Annotated in this window: 16 protein-coding genes and 1 tRNA gene; 7 read left to right on the top strand and 10 right to left on the bottom strand. The window is 70.6% G+C overall.

Going from position 1 to position 23,769, the window contains the following annotated elements:
* Positions 1-128: 128 nt before the first annotated feature.
* Positions 129-3,047 carry a glycosyl hydrolase 115 family protein gene (locus KUF83_RS19245; protein WP_217455997.1) on the top strand — a complete coding sequence of 973 codons (2,919 nt, stop codon included), beginning with the start codon at positions 129-131 and terminating at the stop codon, positions 3,045-3,047.
* Positions 3,048-3,125: 78 nt separating this feature from the next.
* On the opposite strand, the gene KUF83_RS19240 is transcribed toward KUF83_RS19245, so the two are convergent.
* The 4 genes from KUF83_RS19240 to KUF83_RS19225 all read right to left on the bottom strand — a co-directional run bounded on the left by KUF83_RS19240 (position 3,126) and on the right by KUF83_RS19225 (position 7,638).
* Positions 3,126-4,067 (bottom strand): YhjD/YihY/BrkB family envelope integrity protein, encoded by a 942-nt coding sequence (locus KUF83_RS19240; RefSeq protein WP_217455968.1) that lies wholly within the window; start codon positions 4,065-4,067, stop codon positions 3,126-3,128.
* 125 nt (positions 4,068-4,192) lie between these two features.
* Complete coding sequence (locus KUF83_RS19235; RefSeq protein ID WP_217455967.1) at positions 4,193-5,059, bottom strand: DUF429 domain-containing protein; 867 nt, start codon at positions 5,057-5,059, stop codon at positions 4,193-4,195.
* A 75-nt stretch (positions 5,060-5,134) separates the two neighbouring features.
* Entirely contained in the window at positions 5,135-5,959 is an 825-nt protein-coding gene (locus KUF83_RS19230; RefSeq protein WP_217455966.1) for an N-formylglutamate amidohydrolase, read from the bottom strand.
* On the bottom strand, positions 5,956-7,638 hold the full coding sequence (locus tag KUF83_RS19225; protein WP_217455965.1) for a serine/threonine-protein kinase: 1,683 nt from the start codon (positions 7,636-7,638) through the stop codon (positions 5,956-5,958). The genes KUF83_RS19230 and KUF83_RS19225 overlap by 4 nt, the downstream gene beginning before the upstream one ends.
* Positions 7,639-8,004: 366 nt before the next feature.
* On the opposite strand from KUF83_RS19225, the gene KUF83_RS19220 reads away from it, so the two are divergent.
* Positions 8,005-8,319: a hypothetical protein gene (locus tag KUF83_RS19220; RefSeq protein WP_217455964.1), complete on the top strand. Its 315-nt coding sequence runs from the start codon at positions 8,005-8,007 to the stop codon at positions 8,317-8,319.
* A 55-nt stretch (positions 8,320-8,374) separates the two neighbouring features.
* Here KUF83_RS19220 and KUF83_RS19215 read toward each other — a convergent pair whose 3' ends face one another.
* Both KUF83_RS19215 and KUF83_RS19210 read right to left on the bottom strand, forming a co-directional pair.
* A complete protein-coding gene (locus KUF83_RS19215; protein ID WP_217455963.1) occupies positions 8,375-10,030 on the bottom strand; it encodes a carboxylesterase family protein in 1,656 nt (551 codons plus the stop codon).
* 335 nt (positions 10,031-10,365) lie between these two features.
* Positions 10,366-10,450, bottom strand: a tRNA-Leu gene (locus KUF83_RS19210).
* Between the two features lie 141 nt (positions 10,451-10,591).
* Here KUF83_RS19210 and KUF83_RS19205 point away from each other — a divergent pair.
* On the top strand, positions 10,592-11,926 hold the full coding sequence (locus KUF83_RS19205; protein WP_217455962.1) for a DUF2254 domain-containing protein: 1,335 nt from the start codon (positions 10,592-10,594) through the stop codon (positions 11,924-11,926).
* Positions 11,927-12,149: 223 nt separating this feature from the next.
* Here the strand turns inward: KUF83_RS19205 and KUF83_RS19200 are convergent, their stop codons facing one another.
* The 3 genes from KUF83_RS19200 to sucC all read right to left on the bottom strand — a co-directional run bounded on the left by KUF83_RS19200 (position 12,150) and on the right by sucC (position 15,884).
* Positions 12,150-13,691 carry an aldehyde dehydrogenase family protein gene (locus tag KUF83_RS19200; RefSeq protein WP_217455961.1) on the bottom strand — a complete coding sequence of 514 codons (1,542 nt, stop codon included), beginning with the start codon at positions 13,689-13,691 and terminating at the stop codon, positions 12,150-12,152.
* A gap of 145 nt (positions 13,692-13,836) precedes the next feature.
* Positions 13,837-14,736, bottom strand: coding sequence for a succinate--CoA ligase subunit alpha (gene sucD / locus KUF83_RS19195; protein ID WP_217455960.1), 900 nt, complete (start codon positions 14,734-14,736; stop codon positions 13,837-13,839).
* A gap of 11 nt (positions 14,737-14,747) precedes the next feature.
* Positions 14,748-15,884: an ADP-forming succinate--CoA ligase subunit beta gene (gene sucC / locus KUF83_RS19190; RefSeq protein WP_217455959.1), complete on the bottom strand. Its 1,137-nt coding sequence runs from the start codon at positions 15,882-15,884 to the stop codon at positions 14,748-14,750.
* Between the two features lie 187 nt (positions 15,885-16,071).
* Between sucC and KUF83_RS19185 the strand changes: the two genes are divergently transcribed.
* The 4 genes from KUF83_RS19185 (at position 16,072) to KUF83_RS19170 (ending at position 22,679) form a co-directional block, all read left to right on the top strand.
* Positions 16,072-17,757 (top strand): thiamine pyrophosphate-binding protein, encoded by a 1,686-nt coding sequence (locus KUF83_RS19185; protein WP_217455958.1) that lies wholly within the window; start codon positions 16,072-16,074, stop codon positions 17,755-17,757.
* Positions 17,758-17,767: 10 nt separating this feature from the next.
* Positions 17,768-19,033 carry a formyl-CoA transferase gene (gene frc, locus KUF83_RS19180; RefSeq protein ID WP_217455957.1) on the top strand — a complete coding sequence of 422 codons (1,266 nt, stop codon included), beginning with the start codon at positions 17,768-17,770 and terminating at the stop codon, positions 19,031-19,033.
* 3 nt (positions 19,034-19,036) lie between these two features.
* Positions 19,037-21,181 carry an acetate--CoA ligase family protein gene (locus tag KUF83_RS19175; RefSeq protein WP_217455956.1) on the top strand — a complete coding sequence of 715 codons (2,145 nt, stop codon included), beginning with the start codon at positions 19,037-19,039 and terminating at the stop codon, positions 21,179-21,181.
* Positions 21,182-21,290: 109 nt separating this feature from the next.
* Positions 21,291-22,679, top strand: coding sequence for an OFA family MFS transporter (locus KUF83_RS19170; RefSeq protein WP_217455955.1), 1,389 nt, complete (start codon positions 21,291-21,293; stop codon positions 22,677-22,679).
* A gap of 151 nt (positions 22,680-22,830) precedes the next feature.
* Here KUF83_RS19170 and KUF83_RS19165 read toward each other — a convergent pair.
* Positions 22,831-23,769: sugar phosphate isomerase/epimerase (locus KUF83_RS19165; RefSeq protein WP_217455954.1), on the bottom strand; the 939-nt coding region annotated here is incomplete at its 5' end.

The following is a 23,769-nucleotide window of genomic DNA, read 5'->3' as shown; positions in this document are numbered from 1 at the left end:
ACGGCCCGGACGAGGCCTCGCGCGGGCCGGACGCGGAAAGGCAGCGCCTCGTGCCGCACAACGAACCGCCGCTCGACGCACAGCAGAGCCCCTCACCCGCGTGGACCCGCAAGTCGTTCCTGCGGGGCATGGCGGCCGCCGGGGCGGCCCCGCTGATCCCCGGAGTGCTGCCCACGACCGCCCGGGCCGCGTCGTCGGACCGGGCAGGCTTCCCTCTGGTGCGGGGCGGCGTAGCCGTCGACCTGTTCGTGGATCCGGCGGACGACCCCGCGGTGGTCCGCGCGGCCGGCGATCTGCGGGCGGACATCGAGCGGGTCAGCGGCATACGGCCCCGGCTGCTGCACGATCTGCCCGGGAAGGCCCCGCTGCTCGTCCTGGTGGGCACCATCGGCGCGAGCCCGGTCGTCGACCGGCTCGTCAAGGAAGGGCGGTTGGACGTCTCCCGGGTGAAGGGCCGCTGGGAGGCGTCGGTGACCCAGGTGGTGGACCGCCCGGTCCGCGGAGTGGAACGCGCCCTGGTGATCGCCGGAAGCGACCGGCGCGGCACCGCCTACGGCATCTACGACACCTCGGAACGCATCGGGGTCTCGCCCTGGCACTGGTGGGCCGACGTCCCCGTGGAACACAGCGACACCGTGACGGTCCCCGCGAGAACCCTCAAACGGTACGAGCCGTCCGTCCGCTACCGGGGCGTTTTCATCAACGACGAGCAGAACCTGACCACTTGGGCCCACCGCACCCAGGAGCCGGACAAGAACATCGGCCCGGAGACCTATCGCCGCGTCTTCGAACTGCTGCTCCGCCTGAAGGCCAACTACCTGTGGCCCGCGATGCATCCGTACTCCGACTTCTTCAACAAGCACCGGGAGAACCCCGAACTGGCCGACCGGTACGGCATCGTCGTCGGCTCCAGTCATCCCGAGGCCATGCTGCGCAACGGTGTCCACGAGTGGGACCCCTGGGCCAGGGAGCACCCGGCCCCGGACGGCGGCCTGCCGGTGTACGACTACACGGTGAACCCGGCCGTCATCTCCGACTACTGGCGGGCCCGGGCCCGCCAGAACGCCGGCTACGAGAGCAGCTGGACGCTCGGGATGCGCGGACTGCACGACTCCGCGCTGGAGACGAAGCACGCCACCACGATCCCGGAGAAGGTCGTGGTGATGAACGACATCATCGCGGACCAGCGCCGCCTGCTGACCGAGGAGGTCGGCCCCTCGGCCGAGCCGCAGATCTTCATCCCGTACAAGGAGGTCCTGGAGCTCTACAACGCCGGTGTCCGGGTGCCGGACGACGTGACGCTGATCTGGCCGGACGACAACCACGGCAACATGCGCCAGCTGCCCGACGAGGTGGAACGGCGGCGCCCGGGCGGCAACGGCATCTACTACCACCTCTCCTACTGGGGCCGCCCCAAGAGCTACCTGTGGCTGGACACCACTCAACTGACCAAGGTCTGGCACGAGTTGCGGCGCGTGTACGAGCACGGCGCCGACCGCATGTGGATCTTCAACGTGGGAGACCTCAAGTCGATCGAGACGGGGCTGTCCTTCTCCATGGACATGGCCTGGGACGTCGACCGCTGGGACGCCGACGACGTGGAGGACTTCCTCGTCGAGTGGGCCGGGCGGCAGTTCGGGCAGCGCCACGGCCGGGAGATCGCCGCCATCCGCACCGAGTACTACCGCCTCGCGGCCGAGCGGCGGCCTGAGTTCATCGACCGCGGCACCTTCTCGCTCGTCCATCACGGGGACGAGGCGGGCCGCCGGATGGCCGCGTACGGCCGGCTGCTGGAGCGGACCAGAGCGCTCGGGGCAAGGCTGCCCGAGGCCTACCGGGACGCCTTCTACGAACTGGTCGAATACCCGGTGCACGGGGCGTACTTGATGAACCTGAAGTTCTACTGGGCGGACCGCAACGCCCTGGCGATCCGCCAGGGGCGCGGGGCGGGGGCGAACCGTTTCGCGGACCTGTCCGGCGCGGCCCACGCGGAGGAGGTGGCGATCACCAAGCGGTACAACACCGAGATCGCCGGCGGGAAATGGGACGGGATCGTCAATCCGTACCCCTCGCAGATCCCCAAGGCGCCCGGCCGCCCGACCGTCACCCGGGTGCCCGTGAAGGACACGTCCGGTGCAGGCGTGGCGGCGGAGGGCAACGAGACCGGGACCGACCGGCCCCTGTCCTTCACCTCGTACACCAGGGACCGGCGCTTCTTCGACGTGTTCAACACCGGCTTCCTCGCGCTGGACTGGACGGCGGAGGCGAGCCACCCGTGGGTGCGGCTGAGCACGCCGGGCGGTGTCCTGACCGAGCAGACGCGCGTGTGGGTGGAGATCGACTGGGAGCGGGTGCCCGAGGGCGCGTACGACGCGAAGGTGACCGTCACCGGCGCCGGGCAGGGCTTCGACGTGCCCCTGCGGGTGCTCAACGACGGGGAACGGGCGCGCGAGCGGGCCCGCGGGTTCGTCGAGGCCCACGGCTACGTCTCGATCGACGCCGCCCACTTCGACCGGCGGCTGGCACGCGGCGGAGCCCGCTGGCGGACGGTGCGCGGGCTCGGCCGCCGCACGGCCGCCATGGAGGCGGTGCCGTCGACGGCACAACCGATCACGGAGGAACTCACCCGGCGGGCACCGGAGCTGCGCTACCGCGTCCGTTTCACGTCCACCGGTGACTTCCCGGTCACCGTCTTCCGTCTGCCCTCCCTCGACGAGCGCGGGCACCGGCGGCTGGCCGTCGCCCTCGACGACCGGCCGGTGACGGTCCTGTCGGGCCAGGCCGTCGCCACCGGCAACCGGGGGGATGCCTGGGCCCGCAACGTGGAGGACGGGATCGAGAAGCTGACGGCGACGGTGACCGTCACCGAACCCGGCGAGCACGTGCTGAGGCTCTTCATGGTCGACCCCGCGATCGCGGTGGACCAGATCGTCATCGACACCGGCGGCCTGCCCGGCAGCTATCTCGCGCCGCCCGAGAGCTACCACCGGTCCTTCAATCCCGACCCCGAGCCCGCGGGGCAGGGCCCGGAGTCGCCCGCCCGGTAGGCGCCGACGCCCGGACGGGCCGTCCGGCAACCGCGTCCGGCCGGGTTCCCCCAGGAGGGAACCCGGCCGGACGACGGGTCAGGACCGGTGCCGGTGCGGAACGTGGTGCGGTTCGTGGAGGTACCAGTAGCGGCCGACGAGGGCACCACCGAAGACGACGAAGCCGACACCGATGAGCCAGGACGTCACGATCAGCACCGTGCCGACCGCACCGTACGAGACCGCGTTGCTCACGATCAGCGGGGAGAAGACCAGGGACGAGAACGCGCGAAGGCCGCCCAGGCCCACCACCGTGGCGATCGCGCCCGGCAGCAGGGCACGCCAGGGGATCCGGCCGCCCAGCAGGAATCGCTGCGCCCACCAGAAGAAGAGCACCCCGAGCAGCACGGACAGGCCGATCCGGCCCCATGAGCGCAGAACTCCCGATCCGAGGACGGCCCCGCTCTGCGCCTCGGCGAAGAGGTAGGCCGTCAGGGCGACGAGCCACACCGCGCGTCGCCACACGGCGTGCCAGCGCCCGGCCGGCAGGTCCCACACCTTCTCGTAGCCGGTCTGGACGCTGCCCGCGAAGGTCACGCCGAAGAGCGCGAGCAGCACCACACTCAGGGCGCTGGTCGTGCTCAGAACCTTGCGGGGCGCGGCGAAGAGGTCCTGTACGGAGTCGGCAGGCCGGCCGGACAGCCCCATGCCGTCCACGACCCACAGAGCGAAGCCGCGCTCCTGGATCGGAACGGTCGCCGCGACCACGATCAGCAGCGGGGAGAGCGTCACCAGCCCCAGCGCCGCGAAGCCCATCGCACGGTGCAGAAGCTCCACTTCCTTGCCGCGCAGCCATACTCCCGTGCCCCGGGCGTGGAGGGAACGCCTCAGCTCCCCGGACCGGTGCCCGTGGCCGCGGGGTGCCCGTCCGCCCTTCTCGTCGTCCCGGGGCCCGGACGGCGGGTCGTCACCGGCGTTGCGCCCCAGGACGAGAGGGCCGCGACAGGCCCGCCGCAGCGACGACACGGCCCCGTGGCACATGCGTGTTCACCTCGCCCTGTTCCCGTGCGACCGGCAGGGGAGCTCTCGTCCCGGCGCCGGTCGGCCGCCCGCATCGCGGGTGGCTGCTTCCAGCGTGCCCCCAGGGCGCCGGATCGGCGACCGGCTCAGCGGCCTCCGCGCCCGTTCCGGGGAACCGCCGAGACAGCCATGTGGTCCCGTCGCTGCTCGGGGCGGGCGGGCGCGATGATGGTGGGAGCGTGCCCCGGCGGTTGGAGACCGTCCGCTCCCAGTACCTGGCAGCGCTGCGGTCCGTGCCGGTACCACAGGGCGGCCGTCCAGGCACAGAGCAGCGTGTCGATGAGGTCCTCCCGGTGCTTGTAGTCGGCCGCCCGTTCGGGCGAGGGCTCCTCCAGCAGCCGGCGGGAGACGGGGTGCGAGGAGAGCAGGAGGGGCGGGTCGGCGGTTTCCAGGCCCGCCATGCGCGCGATCAGCACGTCGCAGGCCTGCGCCCGCACCGCTCGCCAGTCGGCGGACGGCACGCGTGCCGGCCGCCGTTTGTAGGTGGGCCGCTCCAGGTCGTAGCCCAGTTCGCCGGCCCCGACGAGAGCCGTGTACGGGTAGCACTCGGACAGGACGAGGCCGCCGCCCGGCGGTCCGCTTCTGCCGTCGTCGTAGGACCAGCCCGCCTCCTGGAGCCGTTCCCGCAGGAGTACTCCGGCCAGGCGGGCAGAGCGCTGGTTGGTGCTGTTCGCGCTCACCTTCCAGCGTCCGTACCGCTGGCCGACCTGCCGTTCGCACGTGCGTTGGCCCGTCGGATTGTCGACGACCAGCGGAGCGTCGACGAAGACCAGTGTCGATCCGTCGACGGCCGTCCCGGCCAGCCATGCCGCCGTCTCGTCGAGGCCGCGGGTCCAGCCGCAGTCGACGACCTCCCCGTCGCCGTTGATGGCGGCCACGCCGGTCTCGTTGGGCCTGCGGGCCCCGCCCTGCGCCCAGGCCAGGTCGATGCCGATGAACCGCTCCATTGCCATGGGACGGTAGTACCAGAGACGGCTACCGGCGGGGTGGCCGGGCCTGCGTCCCGTTCCGGCCGGCCGGACGACGGCTCAGGTCGGCGGCGCGCCGGTCACCGCGTCCACGAGTTCCGCCAGCGCGGCCGCCACCCGGTGCAGGCCGGGGCCGGCCGGACCACCCGGCTCGGTCATGTAGACGTCCCGCCGGATCTCGATCATCAGAGCACCGACCCGCCGGTCGGTCCCGTAGTACTTCAGCGGGACGTACGTCCCCGAGAAGGGGCTGTTGACGCCCGTACCGCCGAAGCCGGCGAACGCCTTCTCGGCGTGGGCGAGCAGGTCGGGCGCGGTGTGGAAGGAGTCGTGCCCGAGGCAGACGGGTGGCCGGGGGCCGTCGCCGTGCAGCTCGTACGGCAGCCGCTCGCCCGGGTAGGAGTGCACGTCGATGATCACGGCCCGTCCGGTGGCCTCCAGCCGCCGGGCCACCGCGTCGGTCATGGCGGCGGCGTAGGGGTGGAAGTAGCGGTCGATGAGCGGCTCCTCCGGATGGCCGTCCGGTCGGAGCGGCTTCCCGTGGGTGGTGCGGGTGTAGACGGCTCCCATGCCGACGGCCCGCATCTCCTCCCGTTCGTCCGGGAAGCGCTCGGGGTCGACGACCAGGCGCGACAACCCGTTGACGAACCGCCAGGGTTCTTTCCGTCCGGGCCCGTTCGCGGCCAGGGCGGCGGCCTCCGCGGCGATCCGGGCGGTGTGCGAGTCGGTGATGTGGTCCAACTCCCGTTCCAGCGCGGCGTCGTCGAGGACGATTCCCTCACGTACACCGGCGGGGACGACCCGGGAGGAGTGCGGTACGTGCAGGATCACGGGCGAGTCGGGGGCGCCCGGCACGAGCCGGTAGGGGTCCGGAGAGCCGTTCACCCGGGCTCCCCGGTCACGGTCACCTTGACGGAAAGGTCACCGGAGTTGTCCGCCAGGCAGGTACCGTCGCCGTCGTTGATGCGCAGTTCGAGCGTGCCCGCGGCCGCTGCCTGGAAGGTCCATTCCTTGCCCACCAGGTCGCTCGTCTCGCCCTCGCCTCCCTCGGTGAAGCGACCGAGGAGCGCGCCGAAGGGCGCCGACGCGTTGACCTTGCAGGTCGCCGCGGCGAAGTCCAGTGCCTTGTCGGTCGCGGGGTCGTACCCGTCGGGCCCGGTCTGTGGCATCTCGGGGTCGTCGACGGTCCACTGCCCCGAGACGACGCGGACCGTGACCGTGTCGCCCGCCCGGATGAGCGTCTCGGTGACCCGCTGCCAGCCCTCCGTGCTGCGGACCACCGAGTCGTTGGCGACGACGGGCGTCGGCGACAAGGGGGTCCCGGCCGCCTGGTCGGCCCCGCTCCTCTGGTCCTCGCGGTCCGCCGCGCCGTCCTGCGCGGCCCGTTCGAAGGGCGGGACCCCGGCGAGGAGGAGACCGGCACCGGTCCCCAGGAAAAGGAGGGCGACTGCGGAGGCGACCCACCACAGCAGCCGCTTGTCACGCCGTCCCGCGTTCCCTCGCCCCGTGGCATCGTTCCTCAACGCGGACGCGGTCTCGGCGTCGTAGCGCGAGGTGAGCGAGACCGGCTCCGACCACGGGGCGTGCTGACGGGTCCGGGTCTCCGCGTCCGCGAGGGCGACACCGGCCGGGGCCGGGACCTGGACCTGGACGGTGGGCGTCGGCAACGGCGCCGTGTCCCCGGCTCTCTCCGCGGCTCCCTCGACGGCTCCCTCGGCGACGCGCCGCAGGGCGGCCGACGCGTCGGCCACGGAGGGCCGTTCCTCGGGCACCTTGCGCAGGAGCGCCTCGACGACCGGCAGCAGCGGGCCCAACTGCGCCGGGAGACCGGGTTCTTCGTACGCCACGGCGTGCAGGGTGGCCGCGTGCGCGGGGCGGCGGAACGGCGACGAGCCGGTGGCGGCGGTGACGAGTGTCGCGGCCAGCGACCACAGGTCGGAAGCGGGGCCGACCTGGCCGCCGTTGACACGTTCGGGCGCCATGTACTCGACGGAACCCGCGAATTCACCGGAGTTCGTGTGGGCCTCACCGTCGTCAAGGACGGCGATCCCGAAGTCGGTGAGGACCGCGCTGCCGTCGCGGCGCAGCAGGACGTTGGCCGGCTTGACGTCCCGGTGCAGCGCTCCGACGGCGTGCACGGCCTCCAGTGCGCCGAGCAGCTGCGCCCCCAGCGCGGCGACCTTTCTCGGCTCCAACGGACCGGACTGGGCGATGAGTTGGGCGAGCGAGGGGCCGTCGACGAGCTCCATGACGATCCACAGCCGGTTCTCGTGCTCGACCAGGTCGTGGACCCCGACCACGTGCGGGTGCGGCACCCGGGCGACCACCCGTGCCTCGCGCACGGCACGGCGCAGCCATCTTCGGTGGTCCTCGTCGCCCTGGGTGAAGACGTGCAGCTCCTTGGCCGCCACGTCCCGGGCGAGCAGTTGGTCGTGGGCCCGCCAGACCGTGCCCATGCCGCCCCTGCCGAGCTGCTCGGCCAGCAGGTACCGGCCGGCGATCAGCCGCCCGGCCCCGTGTGGCGCGTAGGCCGCGCCCTGCTGATCATCGCTGCCGGATAACACGCCTCACTCACGCCCCTCCCGGTGGCAACCGCCCCACCGGCCCCATACAGATTCGAACACCGGCGAGCATAGCGGTGCGGGGGAAGGGGACTTGCCGTCGAGGGGATGGGCTGTCGGTGATCTGGGCACGCCCGGCCGGTACCCGGCGACACCCGCGTCACGCGGCGGCCCTGCTACTCGACTGTTTCTCGGCCGCCTGCTTCTCGGCCTGGTTCGCCGTCTCGGGTACGGCTCCCGGCTGCGCCGTTCGCCGGCCTCCTTTCGAGAACAGTCCGACGAGGGCCGCGCCGGACAGGAGGGCTCCGAAGGCCACCCGGAGCGCCACCGTGCAGCCGTGCAGCCGTGCAGCCGTGCACGGTGCCGGCGGTGACAGCGGCCGACTCGGCCCCGTGGTCCTCTGGGTACGACGGAGTGACGCCGGTCGCGACGGAGTTCAGCGGGGCGGTGCCGAACGCGGCGCCCACCTGCTGCACCGTGTTGTACGCCGCCGGCGCGACGCCTGCTTCCATCGGGTTCGGTGCGGCCGTCGCCAGGTTGGTCGCCGCGGCCGGCAGACGCCGGCGCGACCAGTACCCGACCGTCACCACGTACGACCACATCGCCGACGACGACTGGGACGCGAGCTTCGCGGCCGGACTGAAGGTTCTGCTGGCCGGCATCGAGGCGCGGACGAAGCGTTGAGGGCGGCCCTGCCACCTCCACGGCGGTGAGTTCGAAACCGGCATGTGGCCAGGCCCTACCAGCTCGCGGAGAAGGTCACCGCGGCCGTTCCGGACTCGCCGGAGCGCGGATGCCAGTCGGCCGAGTCCCAGAACCGCAGCTGGGCCGCTTTCGGAACGGAGCCGATCCGGGGGCCGTCCGGGCCGCCGAGGAGCATCGTGCTCGGCTCGTCGGGGGTGAATTCGGGCCATCGCGGGGCGTGTTCACTGCGCGGTGTTCCGTCGTGCGCGAACGATGCCACCAGGTCCATCAGGGTCGCCGAGACCCGCCGTTCCAGGGGGCCGTCGCCGAAGGCCTCGCGGTGCTGCGCGATCGCGTGCGTGCCGAACAGGAACGGCGAGGTCGCCTCGTGCGGTGAGCCGTGCCCGGGCGGGTGCACCTCGTACTCGAAGTGCATAAGGAAGTACGGCGCACCACTCTCGCGTGCGGCGCGCTCGGCCGTACGGACGATCTGGTGGCGGAACATGGCGTCCCCGAAGATCTCCGTGTACAGGGCGAACGGATCGCTCGGGAGTCCCGCTTCCCGGGCGCACACGCGGTAGTGGTCGACGACCGCGTCGACGAGCCGCTCTCCGACATCGGTGCGGCCCTTCAGCAGCAGGTCACGGACCATGGCGCGCAGTTCGGAGCCGTCGGCGGGGCTCGGCCGGGCGGCGACGGTGTAGAAGGAGCCCTCCGTCGCGGTCACCACGGACAGGGTCGGCAGGTCGGGCACCGGCCGGTGCGCGTCCTGGCCGGGTATCAGCCGGCCGTCGACCACGGGCCCCCGGTACCAGCGACCCGATGTCTTCGGGCGGCCGGCCGGGACGTGGGCGAAGTACTCGTGCCAGACGGTCAGCAGCCGTTCGGCGTCCACGGTGCGCAGCCCCGGTACGTCGACGCCGAGGCGGTCCGCCACCGCCTCGAACGCGGTGCGCGCGTCCGCCGGTTCCAGCGCGTACACGGGCGTCCAGACATGAGCCGCGCTGATCGGGACGATGCGGCGGATCGCACCCGCGAGTCGCGGGAGCAGTGCGAGCTGCCGGACGGCGGCGCCGCCCGCGGACGTGCCGCAGAGGGTGATGTTCTCTGGGTCGCCGCCGAAGGCCGCAATGTTCGCATGCACCCATTCGACCAGCGCAATCTGGTCCTGCAGCCCCCAGTTGGCGCACAGGCCGGTCACAGGGTCGGCCAGGTGCTCGTGCAGTCCGAACCCGAAGGGGCCCAGGCGGTAGTTGAAGGTGACGACGACCAGGTCCCCGTGTTCCGCCAGCCGGGAACCGTCGAAGGTCGGGCTCGCGGCGGTACCCACTTCCCAGCCGCCGCCGTGGACGTAGACCAGCACGGGCCGGCGGCCGGCGACGTCCGGTGTCCAGACGTTGGCGTGGACGGCGTCCTCCGCGCGGGTCCCGGCGGGGGCCGCGCCGGTGACCGGCGGCCGTCCCCGTCGGGGCTGGAGGAACGCGGGGCGATGTCCGGCGGTGGGTCGTACGCCGCTCCACGGCGGGTGCGGACGCGGTGAGGCGAATCGCAGCGGCCCCACCGGCGGCGCCATGAAGGGGATCCCGAGGAACGCCGCGACGGACCCGGTGGTCCCGTCCGCCTCGTGCAGGCGGGCCGCTGCCGCACGCACTGCGCCCGCGTCGGTACGCACCACCGGCGGCGGTGAACCCTGTTCCTCGACGTGCCTCATCGGAACTCCTCTGCGGCGGCGTTTCGTTGCGGAATCCGCACCACGGTCGCAGACCGCGGATGGGGGACATCAAGCCTCGGGCGACCGAGCCCTCGGGGGAGCGGGGCTTGCCCGTGCAAGGGCGGCCGCCTGGTCCACGGCCTCGAGCGTGCTTGGCTGCCGCCGGCATGACGGTCCGCCTCGGCCGGGCCGCACAACAGCCACCCCGCGGATCAGCGAGCGGGTGATGTACCCCGGCGGCGGGCGGTCCCGAAACGCAGACGGTGCCGACCGAGAATCGGTCAGCACCGGTAGGCGTCTGGTCTGTGTTTCTGTACGTGTTCCTGTGTTCTGTGTGTCCGAGGGGGGACTTGAACCCCCACGCCCGATAAAGGGCACTAGCACCTCAAGCTAGCGCGTCTGCCATTCCGCCACCCGGACCAGGTGTCTGCCGCCTGGACGGGGGTGTTCCCCGCGGCGACATGGACAACAATACCAAGCTTTCGGAGTGGCCTTCACCTGCGTTTCCGTGCTTCGGCGGGGTTCCCGGCGAGGCGTGCAGGGCGCACCTACAGTCTCACCATGGGTGACTGGAAAACTACGGTCGGGCTCCCCCGGGGGCGGCGTCCCCGGTCGTTCTCGCCGCTGCGGGAGCATCTGAGGGACACGTTCTGGTTCGCTCCGAGCGCCGCGCTGGTCCTGGTCGTGGTGGTGTGGTCGGCGGCGACCGCCGTGGACGACGCGATCCTCACCGCCCTGCGCGACGCGGGCGACGAGGACACGGTGAGCGATCTGCTGGGGATCGCCGAGGACGCGAAGACCGTGGTCACCACGGTCAGCGCGGCCATGATGACCTTCATCGGTGTCGTCTTCAGCATCTCGCTCGTCGCCGTGCAGATGGCCGCCGGGCAGTTCAGCCCGCGCATCGTACGGATCTTCGTACGCAGCCGGATCACCAAGGTCACCTTCGCGGTGTTCCTGGCGACCTTCGTCCAGTCGCTGCTCGTCCTGACCTCGTACGACAGTCAGAGCGATCCGGCGCTCGTGTCGTCCATCCCGCTCGTCCAGGCCGTCCTCACCCTGATCCTGGTCGGGCTGAGCGTGATCCTCTTCGTCCTGTACGTGAACTCGACCCTGCGGCTGATGCGGGTCGGGCACGTCGTGGACCTGATCGCCTCGGAGGCGTTGCGGGTCGTCGCGAACATGCCACTGGACATCTCGGCGGACGAACCCGTCGGTCTCGGCGCCGAGACCGCCCGGTTCGCCCATCACGGCCGCGCGGGGGTGCTGCGGGACGTCGACATCGCGCGGCTCGTCCGTGCCGCGCGGCAGCACGGCGTCGTACTGCGGCTCGTCCCGCGGATCGGGGATTTCGTCGTGCCGGGCACACCCGTGTTCTCGGTGCACGGCGGCCCCGCCACGAAGGGGCTGGGAACGCTGGGCTTCCGGGTGGCCGTGGGTGCCGAGCGGACGTATCACCAGGATCTCGGGTTCGGGCTGCGGCAGTTGTCGGACATCGCGTTGCGCGCCCTGTCGGCCGCGGTGAACGACCCCACCACCGCGGTGCAGGCCGTGGACCGGATCGTGCAGTTCCTGTCCTCGGTGGCGCGGCGGCCGCTCGGCGCCTCGCTGCACCGGGACCGGCAGGGCACCGTCCGGCTGGTGCAGCCCGTGCCGGGGTGGACCGAGCTGGTCGACCTCGCCTTCGCCGAGGTCCGGATCTGCGCGGTGCGCAGTCCTCAGGTCACCCGCCGTCTGCTGGCCGGGTTCGACGATCTTCTCGACGCCGTTCCCGAGGACCGTCGGGCGCCGCTGCTGCGGCATCGCGCGCTGCTGGTCCAGGCTGTGGAACGGACCGTGCCGGAGGCCGCGGACCGCGCCTTCGCCCTCCACCCGGACCGGCAGGGCATCGGCTAGGCCAGGTTCGCGGTCGGCTCCTGTGCCGGTGGGCGGCGCCGGGCGCGCGGCGCCGCCCACTCGTGATCACCGCATCGTGGTCACGACACTCACGCCGTCATGGTCATGACGGTGACAGCCTCGTCATCGTGACGGTCACATCGTCACGATGACGACAGTCGTCACGACGACGGTCGACGTGACGATGACGGTCGACGTGACGATGACGGTCGCACCACCGTGGTCACGGCATCAGGTGGTACTCCGGGAAGTTCCCCGGCAACCGCTCCCCCGCCGGTCCGTGCGTCACCGCGCGGACCAGCAGTTCGCCGCCCACGAAGGCGCCGCGCCAGGACGCGCCGAAACCGCCGAAGAGTTCGTCGCGGTCACCCCGGGAGCGGGGTTTTCCGTGGCCGACCTTGAAGGCCCGGATCTGCGGGGCCAGGCGGTCGTACGTGGCCTCGTCGTCCGTGGACAGCGTCGCGACCAGCGCGCCGTTCGAGGCGTTCATGGCGGCCAGCAGTTCCGCCTCCGTGTCGACCAGGACGATGGTGTCGACCGGGCCGAAGGGTTCCGCGTGGTGGAGCGGGGAGGACGGCGGCGGATTGAGGATCGTGACCGGCTGGACGTACGCCGAGGTGTCCTGGCCGGGCAGGAAGCGGGCGTCGGCGAGCCGGCCGCGGTGCAGGGGGACGGCGCCGCGGTCGATGGCCTCGGCGACCTGGTCGTGCAGTTCCTTCGCCTTGGCCGCGTTGATCACCGGCCCGAAGTCCAGCTGGGGGTACGGGTCGTCGGGTTGCTCGACGGCCAGGGGGTGCCCCACCCGGAGGGTGTGAACCGCCGGGAGGTACGCCGCCAGGAACTGGTCGAACAGCTCGCGCTGGACGACGAAGCGCGGGTAGGCCGTGCAGCGCTGCTTGCCGTAGTCGAAGAGCTTGGGGACGGCCGCCGTCAGCGCGTCCCAGTCGGAGTAGTTCCAGATGCCCCAGGTGTTCAGGCCCTCCTGTTCCAGTACGTGTCGCTTGCCCAGGTCCGCGACGGCCGTGGCCACGGCGGCGCCCGTGTCGCGGCCGCCGACGAAGGAGACGCAGCCGATCTCGGGCGCGCGCACGAGCGCCTCCGACAGCTCGCCGCCGCTGCCGCTGACGAGGGTGACGGGTATGCCCTCGCGTGCGGCGAGCGCGCAGGCCAGGGTGAGGCACGCGACGCCGCCGTCGGTCGGGGTCTTGGCGATGACCGCGTTCCCTGCCAGTGCCTGTACCAGCATGGCGTGAACGAGCACGCTCATCGGGTAGTTCCAGCTCGCGATGTTGGAGACGGGCCCGTCCAGCGGGGTCCGGTCCGCGATCATGGGTTCGATTCCGTCGACGTACCAGCGCACGCCGTCGATGGCGCGGTCGACGTCGGCCTGCGCGAGACGCCAGGGCTTGCCGATCTCCCAGACGAGGAGGAGGGCGAGCAGTTCGCGGTGTTCGGTGAGCGCGTCGAGGGTGGCCGCGACGCGGGCCCGGCGTTCTTCGAGGGGTACGTGCCGCCAGGCGCGGTGCTGGTCGAGGGAGGCGCGGACGGCCTGGTGGGCCGTGGCGCCGTCCAGCCGGGGCGGGCCCGCGACGGGGCTGCCGTCGACAGGGCTGGTGGCGGGCAGGGCCCGGCCGTCCGCCTGCCAGGCGGCGCCCCAGAGGTTGAGGACTCGGTCGTCCCTGAAGGCCTCGGGTGCCGTGGCCAGGCAGCGTTGCCAGGCGTCGGCCCACGAGGTGCGGGACTTGAGGGTGAGGGTGGGTGCCATTCGGTTGCTCCGCTCTCGGTGCACAGTCGGGGGCGGTCGTGCATGGCTCGTCCCGCGTACGGGAGCACCGCAGTGCGTACTCGCGTACGGGGACGTCGTAGGGGGAAGCTAGCGAGGCGCAGCTGCGCCCGAAAGTGACGTCACGTCACCTATGAGTGACATCACGTTCCGCTTCGAGCCGGGCCAGCACCAGCCGGGCCGTCTCGGTCGGGGTGCCGCCCACCTGTACCCCCGCCGCTTCCAGGGCTTCCTTCTTGGCCTGGGCGGTGCCGGACGAGCCGGACACGATGGCGCCGGCGTGACCCATCGTCTTGCCCTCGGGGGCGGTGAAGCCGGCGATGTAGCCGATGACGGGTTTGGTGACGTGGTCGCGGACGTACGCGGCCGCGCGTTCCTCGGCGTCGCCGCCGATCTCGCCTATGAGGACGATGAGTTCGGTGTCGGGATCGTCCTGGAACGCGGCGAGGCAGTCGATGTGGGTCGTGCCGACGACGGGGTCGCCGCCGATGCCGACGCAGGTGGAGAAGCCGATGTCCCGCAGCTCGTACATGAGTTGGTAGGTGAGGGTGCCCGACTTGGAGACCAGGCCGATGCGGCCGGCCTTGGTGATGTCGGCGGGGATGATGCCCGCGTTGGACTGCCCCGGGGTGATCAGGCCGGGGCAGTTGGGGCCGACGACCCGGGTTCCCTTCGCCCTCGCGTAGGTGGTGAAGGCGACCGAGTCGTGGACGGGGATGCCCTCGGTGATGACGACCGCGAGGCCGATGCCGGCGTCGGCGGCCTCGACGACTGCCGCCTTGGCGAAGGCGGGCGGGACGAAGACGACGCTGACGTCGGCGCCGGTCGCCGCGATGCCTTCGGCCACCGAGCCGAAGACGGGGACGGCACGGTCGTCGAAGTCGACGCTCTGTCCGGCCTTGCGCGGGTTGACCCCGCCGACGACGTCGGTGCCCGCCGCGAGCATGCGACGGGTGTGCTTCATGCCTTCGCCGCCGGTCATGCCCTGGACGAGGACCTTGCTCTCCTTGGTGAGGTAGATGGCCATGTCCCGCTCCTTCAGCTGGCGTTGGCGTTGGCGAGTTGGGCGGCGCGGCGCGCGGCGCCGTCCATGGTGGTGGCCTGCTGGACCAGGGGGTGTGCGCGGTCGTCGAGGATGGCACGACCGCGCACGGCGTTGTTCCCGTCGAGGCGGACCACCAGCGGCTTGGTCAAGTGGACCGATTCCAGAGCCTGAACGATGCCGTCGGCGACCGCGTCACAGGCGGTGATGCCGCCGAAGACATTGACGAAGACCGACTTGACGGCCGGGTCGGAGAGGATGACGGAGAGGCCGTCGGCCATGATCTGGGCGGAGGCGCCGCCTCCGATGTCGAGGAAGTTGGCCGGGCGGGCGCCGCAACCGGCGACCACGTCGAGGGTCGACATGACGAGGCCCGCGCCGTTGCCGATGATGCCGACCTCGCCGTCCAGCTTCACGTAGTTGAGGCCCTTGGCCGCGGCGGCCGCCTCCAGCGGGTCGTCGTGCGTGGATTCCTGGCCGCCCCAACGTGCCTGCCTGAAGCGTGCGTTGTCGTCGAGGGTGACCTTGCCGTCGAGGGCGAGGATCTGCCCCTGGACCGTACGGACGAGGGGGTTCACCTCCACGAGGACGGCGTCCTCGCGGATCAGTACGTCCCACAGCCTGACCAGGACGTCGACGGTCTGCGGGGGCAGGCCCGCGGCTTCGGCGATCTCGGTGGCCTTCGCCGGGGTGACGCCCTCGGCCGGATCGATGTGGACCCGCGCGACGGCGTCGGGCCGGGTCGCGGCGACCTCCTCGATGTCCATGCCGCCCTCGGCCGAGGCGATGGCGAGGAAACGGCCGGCCGCCCGGTCGAGTACGTAGCTGACGTAGAACTCGCTCTCGATGTCGACCGGTTGGGCCACCATCACCTTTCCGACCGTGTGGCCCTTGATGTCCATGCCGAGGATCTGGCGTGCTGTCAGTTCGGTGGCGGCCGGGTCGGCGGCGAGTTTCACACCGCCCGCCTTGCCGCGTCCACCGGTCTTCACCTGCGCCTTGACGACGACGCGGCCGCCGAGCCTGCGGGCTGCCTCGCGTGCCTCCTTGGGCGAGTCGGTGACCTCCGCCCTCGGCACCAAGATGCCGTGTTCTTCGAAGAGTTCCCTTGCCTGGTGCTCGAACAGGTCCATCTCGGCTCCCTCTTAAAAGTGCCGCACGCCCCCTGGACACCACCCACCGGATGCGGGATAACAAGCTTCATACAGTATTCGTCGACTGTATGCAATGTACCGCGACGGCATCCACGAACAGTGCGCGCACCACGTATGAGCTGCACTTCCGCGCGCCCAATCCCCTACGAAGGGACAGGACTTCGCCATGCCCGACGACAACAGCCAGAACCTCATCTCCGGTGGGCACCTGGTCGCCAAGGCACTCAAAGCGGAGGGCGTGGAGGTCATCTACACGCTCTGCGGCGGCCACATCATCGACATCTACGACGGCTGCGTCGACGAAGGCATCGAGGTCGTCGACGTACGCCACGAGCAGGTCGCCGCCCACGCCGCCGACGGCTACGCCCGCATCACCGGCAAGCCCGGCTGCGCGGTCGTCACCGCCGGACCCGGCACGACCGACGCCGTGACGGGCGTCGCCAACGCCTTCCGCGCGGAGTCCCCGATGCTGCTGATCGGCGGCCAGGGGGCGCACACCCAGCACAAGATGGGCTCCCTGCAGGACCTCCCGCACGTCGACATGATGACGCCCATCACCAAGTTCGCGGCGACCGTGCCCGACACCGCGCGGGCCGCCGACATGGTGTCGATGGCGTTCCGCGAGTGCTATCACGGGGCGCCGGGGCCCTCCTTCCTCGAGATCCCGCGTGACGTCCTGGACGCCAAGGTGCCGGTGGAGAAGGCACGCGTACCCGCCGCCGGCCAGTACCGGGCCTCGACCCGCTCGGCGGGCGACCCCGAGGCCATCGAGAAACTCGCCGATCTCCTCGTGCACGCCGAGAAGCCGGCGATCCTGCTGGGCAGCCAGGTGTGGACGACCCGCGGCACCGAGTCCGCCATCGACCTCGTACGCGCCCTCAACATCCCCGCCTACATGAACGGCGCCGGCCGCGGCACGCTGCCGCCCGGCGACCCGCACCACTTCCAGCTGTCACGCCGGTACGCCTTCTCCAACGCGGACGTCATCGTCATCGTCGGTACGCCCTTCGACTTCCGCATGGGCTACGGGAAGCGGCTGTCGCAGGACGCGACCGTCGTACAGATCGACCTCGACTACCGGACCGTGGGCAAGAACCGGGACATCGACCTCGGGATCGTCGGGGACGCGGGCCTCGTCCTGAAGTCGGTGACCGAGGCCGTCTCCGGGCGCATCAACGGGGGCGCGTCGAAGCGCAAGGAGTGGCTCGACGAACTGCGCGCCGCCGAACAGACCGCCCTCGAGAAGCGACTGCCGAGCCTGAAGTCGGACGCCTCACCGATCCACCCCTACCGGCTGGTCAGCGAGATCAACGACTTCCTCACCGAGGACTCCATCTACATCGGCGACGGCGGCGACATCGTCACCTTCTCCGGGCAGGTCGTACAGCCCAAGTCGCCCGGGCACTGGATGGACCCGGGCCCCCTCGGCACGCTCGGCGTCGGCGTCCCCTTCGTGCTCGCCGCCAAGAAGGCACGGCCCGACAAGGAGGTCGTCGCCCTCTTCGGGGACGGCGCCTTCTCCCTCACCGGCTGGGACTTCGAGACGCTCGTCCGGTACAACCTCCCCTTCGTCGGCATCGTCGGCAACAACTCCTCCATGAACCAGATCCGCTACGGCCAGGCCGCGAAGTACGGCCTGGAGCGCGAGCGGGTCGGCAACACCCTCGGCGACGTCCACTACGACAAGTTCGCCCAGATGCTGGGCGGCTACGGCGAGGAGGTCCGCGACCCCGCCGACATCGCCCCGGCCCTCCAGCGCGCCCGCGAGTCGGGCAAGCCGTCACTCATCAACGTCTGGGTCGACCCGGACGCGTACGCCCCCGGAACCATGAACCAGACGATGTACAAGTGAGGTGTCCCCGATGACCCCCATGACCTCCACGGCAGGAACGTCGACCTCAGCCAAGGCTCTCGAAGGCATCCGCGTCCTCGACATGACGCACGTCCAGTCCGGACCGTCCGCGACCCAGCTGCTCGCCTGGCTCGGCGCCGACGTCGTCAAGCTGGAGGCACCGACCGGAGACATCACGCGCAAACAGCTGCGGGACCTCCCGGACGTCGACTCCCTCTACTTCACGATGCTCAACTGCAACAAGCGGAGCATCACCCTCAACACCAAGACCGAGCGCGGCAAGGAGATCCTCACCGAGCTGATCCGGCGCTCCGACGTGATGGTCGAGAACTTCGGGCCGGGCGCGGTCGACCGCATGGGCTTCACCTGGGACCGCATCCAGGAGATCAATCCGCGGATCGTCTATGCCTCCATCAAGGGGTTCGGGGACGGCCCCTACACCAACTTCAAGGCGTACGAGGTCGTCGCTCAGGCCATGGGCGGGTCGATGTCGACCACCGGCTTCGAGGACGGGCCGCCGCTGGCGACGGGGGCCCAGATCGGCGACTCGGGCACCGGGATCCACGCGGTCGCGGCGATCCTCGCCGCCCTGTTCCAGCGGGAGAGCACCGGGCGCGGGCAGCGCGTGAACGTGGCGATGCAGCACGCCGTGCTGAATCTGTGCCGGGTGAAACTGCGGGACCAACAGCGCCTCGGGCACGGGCCGCTGGCTGAATATCCCAACGACGACTTCGGCGACGAGGTTCCCAGGTCCGGCAACGCGTCCGGCGGCGGCCAGCCCGGCTGGGCGGTCAAGTGCGCCCCGGGCGGCCCCAACGACTACGTGTACGTCATCGTGCAGCCCGTCGGCTGGAAGCCGCTCTCCGAGCTCATCGGCCGGCCCGAGCTGGCGGAGGACCCCGAGTGGGCGACCCCGGAGGCCCGCCTGCCCCAGCTCACCAAGATGTTCCAGCTGATCGAGGAGTGGTCGTCCACGCTCCCCAAGTGGCAGGTGCTGGAGAAGCTCAACGCCCACAACATCCCGTGCGGCCCGATCCTCTCCACCAAGGAGATCATCGAGGACCGGTCGCTGGTCGCCAACGAGATGGTCGTGACGGTGCCGCACCCCGAGCGGGGCGACTTCGTGACCGTGGGCAGCCCGCTGAAGCTCTCCGACTCCCCCGTGGACGTGACCAGTTCGCCGCTGCTCGGCGAGCACAACGAAGAGGTGTACGTCGGCGAGCTCGGTCTCGGTGACGAGGAGCTGCGCCTGCTCAAGTCGAACGGAGTGATCTGATTGATGGCCGAAGACCGGGTGCTGAGGGTGCGTGCGCTCCTGGACGCCGTGCGGGCCGAGGGACGGACCACGCTGACCGCGCCCGAGGGCAAGGTGCTCGCCGACGCGTACGCGATCGCCGTCCCCGGCGAGGAGCTGGCGACGGACGTCGACGAGGCGGTCGCGTACGCGGCCCGCTTCGGCGGACCCGTCGTGATGAAGATCGTCTCCCCCGACATCCTCCACAAGACCGACGCGGGCGGCGTGATCGTCGGCGTGGAGGGCGCAAGCGACGTACGCGCCGCGTTCCACAGAATCATCGACAACGCGCGTGCGTACGCGCCGGACGCCCGTATCGAGGGCGTACAGGTGCAGGAACTGCTCGCCCAGGGACAGGAGGTCATCGTCGGCGCGGTGACCGACCCGACGTTCGGGAAGGTCGTGGCCTTCGGGCTGGGCGGTGTGCTGGTCGAGGTCCTGAAGGACGTCACGTTCCGGCTGGCGCCCGTCGACGCGGACGAGGCCCTGTCGATGCTGGACTCGATCCGGGCCGCGGAGATCCTGCGCGGTGTGCGGGGTGCTCCCGCGGTCGACCGGTGGGCGGTCGCCGAACAGATCCGCCGCGTCTCCGAACTGGTCTCGGACTTCCCGGAGATCGCCGAGGTGGACCTCAACCCGGTGATCGCCACCCCGGAGGGCGCGATGGCCGCGGACATCCGGGTCATCCTCGCCGAGACGGTGGCCAAGCCCCGCCGCAGGTACAGCCGCGACGAGATCCTCACCTCGATGCGCCGGCTGATGCAGCCGGCGTCGGTCGCGGTGATCGGCGCCTCCAACGAGCAGGGCAAGATCGGCAATTCGGTCATGCGCAACCTCATCGACGGCGGCTTCGCCGGTGAGATCCATCCGGTGAACCCCAAGGCCGATGACATTCTGGGCCGCAAGGCGTACAAGAGTGTCACCGACGTTCCCGGTGAGGTGGATGTGGCGGTCTTCGCCATCCCGGCCAAGTTCGTGGCCTCGGCCCTGGAGGAGGTGGGACGCAAGGGGATCCCCAACGCCGTACTGATCCCCTCCGGATTCGCGGAGACCGGGGAGCACGAGCTCCAGGACGAGATCGTGGCCATCGGCGAGCGGTACGGGGTCCGGCTGCTCGGGCCGAACATCTACGGCTACTACTCGACGTGGCACGACCTGTGTGCCACGTTCTGCACACCGTACGACGTGAAGGGCGGTGTCGCGCTGACCTCGCAGTCCGGTGGCATCGGGATGGCCATCCTGGGCTTCGCGCGCACCACGAAGACGGGCGTCTCCGCGATCGTGGGGCTGGGCAACAAGTCGGACCTGGACGAGGACGACCTGCTGACATGGTTCGGCGAGGACCCCAACACCAAGTGCATCGCCATGCACCTGGAGGACCTCAAGGACGGGCGGGCCTTCGTGGAGGCCGCCCGGGCGACCGTCCCGAAGAAGCCGGTGGTCGTCCTGAAGGCGGGCCGCACCGCGGCCGGCGCCAAGGCCGCGGGTTCGCACACGGGGGCCCTCGCGGGCGACGACGCCGTGTACGAGGACATCCTGAAGCAGGCCGGCGTCATCCGGGCTCCCGGGCTGAACGAAATGCTGGAGTACGCGCGCGCGTTGCCGGTGCTGCCGACTCCGCAGGGCGACAACATCGTGATCATCACGGGTGCCGGCGGCAGCGGTGTGCTGCTGTCCGACGCGGTGACCGACAACGGGCTCTCCCTGATGGAGATACCGCCGGACCTCGACGCGTCCTTCCGTGAGTTCATCCCGCCCTTCGGGGCGGCCGGCAACCCGGTGGACATCACGGGGGGCGAACCGCCGTCGACGTACGAGGCGACGATCCGGCTGGGCCTGGAGGACCCACGGATCCACTCGCTGGTCCTCGGCTACTGGCACACCATCGTGACCCCTCCCATGGTCTTCGCCGAGCTCACCGCGCGCGTGGTGGCCGAGTTCCGCGAGCGCGGGATCGAGAAGCCCGTCGTGGCGTCGCTCGCGGGCGACGTCGAGGTCGAGGAGGCCTGCCAGTACCTCTTCGAGCACGGGGTCGTGGCGTACCCGTACACGACGGAGAAGCCTGTCGCGGTGCTGGGCGCCAAGTACCGGTGGGCGCGGGCGGCCGGGTTGTTGGGGGGCGGCCGATGAGGTGATCGAGGAGGGGGCGGCCGTGCGGCCGCCCCCGACCCCGAAAGCACGAAAGGAATTGGACAGGGGGCGCTGGCCAGCTCTTTCGACACAAGGGGTGCATTCCGTCATGACTACCACCGACATCTCGACACCCGTCCCCTACAGGGAGGTGACTGACCGGAACGGCCGTGTGTATCGGCTCGGCGAGACCGATATCGACATCATGGGCCGCAAGCGCAAGTGGATGGTCATCCTGCCGTGGATCGGCATGATGGGCATCAGTTCGGCCGAGTACGCGTTCGCGTCGGCCGAGGACACACTGCACATCGCACACAGCTGGAACGACGGGCACATCTTCTGGATGCTCGGTGTCTGGGTGTTCTTCCAGGCAGCTGTGGCCTTCCCCGCCGGAAAGCTCAGGGAAAGCGGAAAACTGCCCGCCCGCTGGGCGATGATGCTCGGCGCTCTCGGCACACTGCTCGGATATCTGTCCCTCGCGTTCGCGCCGCATGTGATCGTCGCGTACGTCGGGTTCGGCATGTTCAGCGGTATGGGCGCCGGCATGGTGTACGCGACCTGCGTGAACATGGTCGGCAAGTGGTATCCGGAACGCAAGGGAGGCAAGACCGGCTTCGTCAACGGCGGTTTCGCCTACGGTTCCGTGCCGTTCGTCTTCCTCTTCACCAACTACATGGACCTGACGAACTTCCGCTGGGTCCTCGTGTCCGTCGGCTTCTTCCTGGCCGCGATGGTGGCAGTGGCCGGCTACTTCTTCCGGGACCCGCCGAAGAACTGGTGGCCCGCCGAGGTCGACCCGCTGCGGCCGCCGGACGACCCGCGGGCCCGTCGCGCGATGGCGATGAACCCGCCGGCCGTGAAGCAGTACACCCCCGGGGAGGCCTGGCGGACCGGGCGGGTCGCGCTGATGTGGTTCTGCCTGCTGTGCACCTCAGGCGTGAACATCTTCGGCATCGCCTTCCAGGTCGACATAGGCGAGGAGGCCGGCTTCGCGGGCGGGATCGTCGCGACGGCCATGTCGATGAAGGCCATCGTCAACGGCACCGGCCGGGGAGTGATCGGCTGGCTTTCGGACCGTTACGGACGCAAGCGCTGCCTGATCTTCGTCTGTATCGTCCTCGGCCTTTCGCAGTACGGAATCCTGTGGTCCGCCGACCTCAAGAACCTCCCGCTGTTCCTCCTCTTCTCCAGCATCTCCGGATTCGGCGGAGGCGCCATCTTCCCGATGTTCGCGGCGATGACGGCGGACTACTTCGGCGAGAACAACAACGCGTCCAACTACGGGCTGGTCTACAGCTCCAAGCTGGTGTCCGGCCTGCTCGGCGCCGGTATGGGAAAGGTCGTGGTCGACAACTGGGGCCACAACGGGGCATTCACCCTGGCGGGCTCGATCTCACTCTTCGCGGCGTGCATCGCCCTCTTCCTGACCCCACCGGGCCGGCCGAAAGCAAAAAACCTGACGGCCAACCCGATGCCGATCAGCCGGGATACGGACTAGAACCGCACAGCGTTCGGGCGGACGCCCGGCTGGGATTCCCAGCCGGGCGTCCTCGTGTTCGACAGCGGATACGGGGCCGTACGCACCGGAACCAGAAACGGTCGGTCCCGGGGCTCCGACGCCCCGGGACCGACCGTTTCGCGGCCGACGGCTACTCGCCGCACTGCTCCCGCAGGGAATGCAGGTGCTTGCTCGACTTGCGGGCGAACGCGAACGACTCGACGGGGTTGTCGTGTTCGGCCTGCCAGTGGTGCGCCAGCCGGTGGCCGCGCAGGCGGGTGACGCCGGAGATGAAGCGCTGGTAGTCGATGTCACCGTCGCCGACGTCCGTCATGCGGTAGCCGTAGGTGTTCGACGGGTCGCTGACACCGTCCTTCACGTGGAAGAGCGGGAAGCGGTCGGGCTGCTTGAGCACGTAGTCGAGGGGCTCGAAGGGCGCGGGCGTGCCGTCGGGCCGCTTCGAGAAGCGGAACGCCCCGGAGTACGCCCAGAAGATGTCCATCTCCAGGTACACGAGCTTCGGGTCGGTCTCGGCGAGCAGCACGTCGTAGAGGCGGACCTTCGGATTGTCGGTCGCGAAAGAGAACTCCTCGGAGTGGTTGTGCTGGTAGAACTTCATGCCGCGGGCCCGGGCCGCCGCGCCGTAGGTGTTGAACTCCTCGGCCGCGCGCTTCCACGCGTCGACCGTGGAGCCGTAGCGGAACGGGCCCGAGGCGGTGCCGATGTGCTTGAGGCCGAGCGCCTGGGCGTCGTCGAGCACCTTCTCGAGGTTCTGCGCGAAGGTGTAGGCGCCGGGATCGCTGGAGTAGTAGCCGACGTGGCTGCCTATGGGGTTCAGGCCGTGGTTGCGGGCCAGCCGCTTGAGCTGGGCGAGGGTGATCGGGCCCGCCGAGCCCTGCGTGTAGCCGGCGAACTCGACCTCGTCGTACCCGTACTTCTTCAGCTCGGCGAAGACGGGCGCGAAGCCGAGCGTGGAGACCTTGTCGCGGAGGCTGTAGAGCTGGATGCCGAGGCGGCCGGGCGGGAGGACGGGGCGGCCCCGGCCCTTGTCGGCGGCGGCCGCGGCGGGGGTGGCGGCGCCGAGCAGGGC

The organism is Streptomyces sp. BV286 (assembly GCF_019090165.1).
Taxonomy (GTDB): domain Bacteria; phylum Actinomycetota; class Actinomycetes; order Streptomycetales; family Streptomycetaceae; genus Streptomyces.
The sequence above is the reverse complement of the archived record's forward strand: the minus strand, read 5'-3'. Positions and strand labels throughout refer to the sequence as shown.

Bases quoted from the DNA above. Each gene is read 5' to 3' on its own strand.
- KUF83_RS19245 (WP_217455997.1), top strand. From the start codon at position 129: ATGGCGGCCGCCGGGGCGGCCCCGCTGATCCCCGGAGTGCTGCCCACG.
- KUF83_RS19240 (WP_217455968.1), bottom strand. From the start codon at position 4,067: ATGTGCCACGGGGCCGTGTCGTCGCTGCGGCGGGCCTGTCGCGGCCCT.
- KUF83_RS19235 (WP_217455967.1), bottom strand. From the start codon at position 5,059: ATGGCAATGGAGCGGTTCATCGGCATCGACCTGGCCTGGGCGCAGGGC.
- KUF83_RS19215 (WP_217455963.1), bottom strand. From the start codon at position 10,030: ATGAGGCACGTCGAGGAACAGGGTTCACCGCCGCCGGTGGTGCGTACC.
- KUF83_RS19205 (WP_217455962.1), top strand. From the start codon at position 10,592: ATGGGTGACTGGAAAACTACGGTCGGGCTCCCCCGGGGGCGGCGTCCC.
- KUF83_RS19200 (WP_217455961.1), bottom strand. From the start codon at position 13,691: ATGGCACCCACCCTCACCCTCAAGTCCCGCACCTCGTGGGCCGACGCC.
- sucD (WP_217455960.1), bottom strand. From the start codon at position 14,736: ATGGCCATCTACCTCACCAAGGAGAGCAAGGTCCTCGTCCAGGGCATG.
- sucC (WP_217455959.1), bottom strand. From the start codon at position 15,884: ATGGACCTGTTCGAGCACCAGGCAAGGGAACTCTTCGAAGAACACGGC.
- KUF83_RS19185 (WP_217455958.1), top strand. From the start codon at position 16,072: ATGCCCGACGACAACAGCCAGAACCTCATCTCCGGTGGGCACCTGGTC.
- frc (WP_217455957.1), top strand. From the start codon at position 17,768: ATGACCCCCATGACCTCCACGGCAGGAACGTCGACCTCAGCCAAGGCT.
- KUF83_RS19175 (WP_217455956.1), top strand. From the start codon at position 19,037: ATGGCCGAAGACCGGGTGCTGAGGGTGCGTGCGCTCCTGGACGCCGTG.
- KUF83_RS19170 (WP_217455955.1), top strand. From the start codon at position 21,291: ATGACTACCACCGACATCTCGACACCCGTCCCCTACAGGGAGGTGACT.